Genomic DNA, 5,615 nt, shown 5'->3' on the forward strand with positions numbered 1-5,615 from the left:
GCGTTATTCCTGTAAATAAATTACAGTCTAGCTCAAAGTTAAATTGACGCTGCCTAGAATATAATCAGACTTAAAATGTTCAATTATGATAAAATATACTGAATTCCATGGTCATGAGCTAAACGAAGTAGTTTAAGATTTGCTCCTTTCGGATGCACCTCCCCTCTTTCCCACTTTTGATAAGTAGATGGAGTAACATTTAATATTTTAGCCATAACGGCCTGACTAACTTTTTCTTTAATTCGCATTTTCTTTATTTCTTGTGCCTCAAGTTCTTTAACTTCACTTAAGTTAAGCATTTCTATTTCTTTAATAGTAATTGTATCTAGCCCAAGATCTTTAGCTGTTTCCAACATAGCATCAATAATTTTACTCATTTTCAACCTCCACTAATGCACCTTCCTTGATCAGCTTAATAATTTCTACATCAGAATAAGCTAACAATGATTTAGCGATAATTTTAAAAGCTTTTTCTTCATTAGAAGAAATATTACTTTTGGCATTCTTCTCAAACCCAAACACAAAAAAGCAATGTTTGCCTCTTTTGAAAGCAACAATAGTTCTAGTACTACCACTTTTTCCTCTTCCTTTATTGGCAACACGCTTTTTTATTACACCACCACCATAATTAGCCTCGTAAATTTCAATAGAAATTTCTTTAGCAGCGATATTAAGTGATTCATCGGTGACTTGATTTTTTATCGCCCATTTGGCAAATAGTTTGGTTTTTATTATTTTCATTAATATTGCCCTTTATAGTAACTATTACTATAGTAAATTTTACCATATATTGCAATTAAAGATTAAAATAAATGGGGGATTTCATACCTGCTTGTTTCTTAATCGTGAATGACTGCTAATATCGGTTAACATATTTGGTTAACCTTTATAGAATATCTCTTAATTTATAAATTGATAGACAATCAAAAAACCTTATCATAAACTGTCTATAAAATCATATTTTACCTTATTAGTAGACATTGCTTCTACAAATCGATTAAGGAGACATTTTTAGCCTATGCGACTCTTTGGATATGCTCGTGTTTCAACCAGTCAGCAATCTTTGGATATTCAAATTAATGCACTGAAAGATGCTGGTGTTAAATTAACTCGACTATTTACCGATAAAGCGACTGGTAGTCACAGTGATCGTGACGGCCTACAAACTCTTCGTCTTAAAGTTGAAGAAGGTGATGTTATTCTGGTTAAAAAACTAGACCGGCTTGGGCGAGATACGGCTGACATGATTCAATTAATTAAAGAGTTTGATGCCATGGGCGTATCAATTCGTTTTCTCGATGATGGAATAAGTACTGAAGGGGCTATGGGAAAAATGGTAGTAACCATCTTGGCGGCAGTTGCTCAAGCAGAAAGGCAACGTATCCTTGAGCGAACCAATGAAGGCAGAGTAGAGGCAAGGTTAAAAGGGATAAATTTTGGACGCAAGCGTACAATTGATAGAGAAAAAATTGTTTCACTTTATACTGCAGGCATAGGAGCAACCGAAATTTCCAGGCAAACAGGAATTGGGCGCTCAACTGTTTATAAATTACTTCAAGAGGCTTCAAGGTAATGGATAACGGCAATGGACAAAAGCAAGTTCTTATCTATCAAGCTAACGATGGCAGCATTCAAACAGAAGTGCACTTGAAAGGTGAAACCGTTTGGTTAAGTCAAAAACAGATGTCTGATTTGTTTGATACTTCTACAGATAATATTGGATTACATTTAAAGCACATATACGCTGAGGGTGAGCTTTCAGAAGAGGCAACTACCGAGGATTACTCGGTAGTTCGTACTGAAGGAAACCGGAAGGTTAATCGATTGATTAAACACTATAATTTAGATGCAATTATATCTGTTGGCTATAGGGTTAATTCAAGAAAAGGAACACAATTTAGAATTTGGGCTAATCAAGTGCTCAAAGAATATCTACTTCAAGGATATGTTTTAAACGAAAACAGATTAAAGCAACAATTAGAATCAATTGATAAATTAAAAAAAGGCCTCGCTCTAATTCAGAGAGCTCAATTAGAATCTTTAGATCACACCGAAGCAAAGGGGCTGCTAACAGTATTAGCTGAATATACTCATAGTTTTATTCTATTAAATCAGTATGATACAGGTAATTTCCCGAGTGGTGGCTTGAGTAAAGGCATAACAGAGGAAATTAGCCTCAAAGAAGCAATGCATGCAATTAATAGTTTAAAGGGAAAACTTGTTGAGCAAGGAGAAGCTTCAGCATTATTTGGTAAGATAAAAGATGATAGCTTTTTAGGAATACTGGGTAATATAGTCCAAAGTTTTAATGGAGAATACCTTTATCCAAGTATTGAAGAGCAGGCTGCTCATTTGCTTTATTTTTTAATAAAAAACCATCCCTTCGTAGATGGAAACAAACGGATTGGTGCATTGATGTTTATTTGGTTTTTACAAAAAAATAAGCACCACATAAAAAGTAATGGAGAAGCAAAAATTAATGATAATGCCTTAGTTGCTATCGCTCTTCTAGTGGCTCAAAGTCAATCAGAGCAGAAAGATATTATGATAGAGTTAATCATTAATTTAATCAAAGAATAGAAACGCAACATAATGATATATAAAGACTATGAGGCAAATAAGTTGAATAATTATTTTTGGGATGAAAATTCAGTTAGGTACCAATTAATTAATTTTAAAAGTTACGAAGGCCAAATTTATAATTGGTTATTCCTTCCTGGTGGACCAGGCGCAGATTCCAGCTATTTATTTAAAGTAGCAAAAGAACTTGAACTGCCAGGCAATACATGGTTAATTGATTTTCCGAATAATGGAAGTAATCAAGCTAATGAGCATTATAATTTTAATCAATGGTTTGATCTTCTTTTACCTACAGTAAATCGATTTCAACATCCAGTTTTAGTTGGTCAATCATTTGGCGGCATGTTTCCTTTATTATTTCCACAGCTAGAAACTATTTTAAAAGGATTCGTTATTTTAAATTCATCGCCAACATTATGGCATGAAGAAGCATCGCGCGTTGCAAAAGAAAAAGGAAAGCCTTCGTTAGTTGAAGAATTACAAGAATTTGTTGAAAATCAAAATCCAGAAACATTTAAACGAGCCCTAATGGCATGTGCCCCTTACTATTTTCCAAATCAAAGTTTAGAAAAAGGGAAGCAAATGCTAGAAAGCCTTCCTTTTAATTACCAAGCAGCAGGCTGGTGGCAACAAAAGGCCTCTGAATTAAATTTCAATGCAGTTTGGGTGCCAGAAAATGTACAAACTTTAATTATTGGTGGTAGTGAGGACTGTATGACCCCTCCATCTCTTTTTTTGAATGATCAACGATTTGTTCGAGATAATATTTCAACTGTTATTATTGAAAATGCAGGACATATGCCCTGGGTAGAGGATATGAGCGCAGTAAAAAAAGCCTTTGTAGATTTTATACAATTACTTTAATAAGCTTAGCGTACGTTTTCGTACCATTGGGGGTCCTGTGGAAGAACCCCCAAAAGTGGTCGTTCTGAGTTATAACTAATATATCTAGCAGAAACATATGAAAAGAATGATTGTGCAGGAGCAGACTTTGATGGTTTTTTAAAACTCAATTGGATGCAATATATTTTCTAAAAACCCCGGCTAGTCGATTGGGTTTATTGGCGTACCAGGAATTTAAGGCCTGTAGATCGACGCAATGCATGAAACGATAATTTACACATGCAGAATAAATGGGCCATAACTTTCTGGCTAATGTAAATGCCCTCAGTAATTGGGTTTTTGTTCTTGAACCCAGCCAATTTTCGATGCAAGCATCCTGGAGTTGATGCCAGGTTTTATCCATTTCTTTTACACCATGATGGAGGGTGGACTGATATAGAAAATTATGTAAGGAAAAAAACGGATGCGAGATGGCTAACTCACCCAAGTCAATGAAAGTAAACTGATTGGTATCGGGACTTATCAGTATATTGTTCGTGTTAAAATCGGGTTGAACGATGGTTTCCGGGATTTGATATTGAGACAATGATTTGAATTCTTCTGAAACTTGCGGGCTTAAATCGTGCAATGTTTGCAGTTCTTCATCTGTCACGCCGTCTGCTTTTAAAAAATCCGCTTTATTGATGATTTGCTCGTACAATTGAGGTAATCTGTTTAATTTCCAATCCGGAACATCCAGTGCAAGAAAGGGTTCTACGTTATTTTCTGTCGATCGTTGGAAAGCTGTAAACTTTTTAATGGATTGGCACAACAAATCTGGATGAAATTCGGTTTTGAGATCTTTGCGCAGTGAAACTCCTGCATCTTGCATGAGAAAACAATGCAGCTCATCGTTGATGGCTATCACAATCGGCACATTTGCATTAAATTGATGCGCTAGGAGTTGCAAGACTTTAGCCTCTTGAGCCAGAAGTGGTGCCGGTTGTTTTAAATAGACATCGCCCTTTGAGGTTGTAAATCGAAACACATTGGACCAGGGTGTTTCCTGTACGATTTCAGGCGAATGCTGGAAGGAATATCCTTTGGAAACTAGACAATCTGTTGCCCATCTGAAAATATTGGTATGATTTTTCATTTTTAGGCCCCGCACCATTCTAATGACATCTTGTTCTAACAAGGATAGCATCAGAAATGATCTTCTGAAAAATAGGTAACAGGATCACAGCAATGTGGTACCCATTAATAACGCTTTAACCCTATTGAGTTTTCCCCATCTTGATGTAATACCAAATGAGAGATTTGTCCTTTTTCATTTTTGAAAAAATTAATTTGGGCTTTTTTGCAGGAAGGTACGAAATTTCCCGTAAACCCCATATACCCCTTTACCAGTCTAGGATATAGTCAATAAATTGATTTTTTCCTTGAATATAAGATTTTATATAACTTACTGTAAAATAATGCATTCTTTCTTGTGATGAAATTCATATTCCAATGCCGTGATTTGCTTTAAATTTATACATGCAATAAGATTATGCCTTCTTTAATTTAATATTTTTAAGGTTAGCAGGTTATGCAAGATCGAAAAGAGTTAATAAAAAACAGAAGATGGTCTTATGTTTATAACACCCAATTTACAGAAAATTTAGAAGAATATATTCAGAGAAAAGCAAAAAATGATTTTTCTGCACCTAATAGTCGTGACCCAATCTTAAAGCCCGTTCTTCATCTTGGTTTTGTCACATCCAATAAGGAAACAAGAAGCACTATTAATCTGAGGGTGAGTTGCTACCTGAATGATAACAATGAGAAATCTTTTAAGATTTTTACATCTTATTCCACGGATAATAATAGTGCTTTTGAATATTTTAAAAACAATCTTAACGAATCGTGGATCAAGATTACTGATAGCAAAATTTCAGATAATCATTTTTTTACTTATGTTGAAACCGAAGAATTATTTGAGCAAGAAGAAATTGGATATTTTATTGAGGCAGTTAACAAATATTACCATTTACCATCTGATTTATATCATGAATTTCAAGAGGCAGCTGGAATCTCGAATAACTTACATTCATCTTCATCATTTGCTGCGCTACTAGCAAATAAGAGAAAAGTTTCACAAGAAAAAAATGAAAATGAGTTATTGTCAAATCTGGCGTATGCCCATTAGGCGGCCACACTGTCTAATTGCT

General features: G+C 34.8%; 7 protein-coding genes. 4 read left to right on the forward strand and 3 right to left on the reverse strand.

Translation table 11 applies throughout. The features are described 5' to 3' along the window. Nucleotides 1-83: 83 nt before the first annotated feature. The gene (locus tag Q0495_RS00650) at nucleotides 84-377 is read right to left on the reverse strand and encodes a helix-turn-helix domain-containing protein (protein ID WP_298622023.1); all 294 of its coding nucleotides are present in this window, start codon (nucleotides 375-377) and stop codon (nucleotides 84-86) included. Beyond that, the gene (locus Q0495_RS00655; protein ID WP_298622025.1) at nucleotides 370-741 is read right to left on the reverse strand and encodes a type II toxin-antitoxin system RelE/ParE family toxin; all 372 of its coding nucleotides are present in this window, start codon (nucleotides 739-741) and stop codon (nucleotides 370-372) included. The genes Q0495_RS00650 and Q0495_RS00655 overlap by 8 nt, the downstream gene beginning before the upstream one ends. A gap of 277 nt (nucleotides 742-1,018) precedes the next feature. Here Q0495_RS00655 and Q0495_RS00660 point away from each other — a divergent pair, with 277 nt between their 5' ends. The 3 genes from Q0495_RS00660 to Q0495_RS00670 are packed head-to-tail and all read left to right on the forward strand — an operon-like array spanning nucleotide 1,019 to nucleotide 3,444. Further along, on the forward strand, nucleotides 1,019-1,573 hold the full coding sequence (locus Q0495_RS00660) for a recombinase family protein (RefSeq protein WP_298622027.1): 555 nt from the start codon (nucleotides 1,019-1,021) through the stop codon (nucleotides 1,571-1,573). Then, nucleotides 1,573-2,580, forward strand: coding sequence for a RhuM family protein (rhuM, locus tag Q0495_RS00665; protein WP_298622029.1), 1,008 nt, complete (start codon nucleotides 1,573-1,575; stop codon nucleotides 2,578-2,580). The genes Q0495_RS00660 and rhuM overlap by 1 nt, the downstream gene beginning before the upstream one ends. Before the next feature lie 12 nt (nucleotides 2,581-2,592). Further along, on the forward strand, nucleotides 2,593-3,444 hold the full coding sequence (locus Q0495_RS00670; RefSeq protein WP_298622031.1) for an alpha/beta hydrolase: 852 nt from the start codon (nucleotides 2,593-2,595) through the stop codon (nucleotides 3,442-3,444). A 145-nt stretch (nucleotides 3,445-3,589) separates the two neighbouring features. On the opposite strand, the gene Q0495_RS00675 is transcribed toward Q0495_RS00670, so the two are convergent. Next, nucleotides 3,590-4,558 (reverse strand): aminoglycoside phosphotransferase family protein, encoded by a 969-nt coding sequence (locus Q0495_RS00675; protein WP_298622033.1) that lies wholly within the window; start codon nucleotides 4,556-4,558, stop codon nucleotides 3,590-3,592. 435 nt (nucleotides 4,559-4,993) lie between these two features. Between Q0495_RS00675 and Q0495_RS00680 the strand changes: the two genes are divergently transcribed. Next, complete coding sequence (locus Q0495_RS00680; protein ID WP_298622034.1) at nucleotides 4,994-5,593, forward strand: hypothetical protein; 600 nt, start codon at nucleotides 4,994-4,996, stop codon at nucleotides 5,591-5,593. The last annotated feature ends 22 nt before the right edge of the window (nucleotides 5,594-5,615 follow it).

Source organism: uncultured Legionella sp. (assembly GCF_937871865.1).
Taxonomy (GTDB): Bacteria; Pseudomonadota; Gammaproteobacteria; order Legionellales; family Legionellaceae; genus Legionella.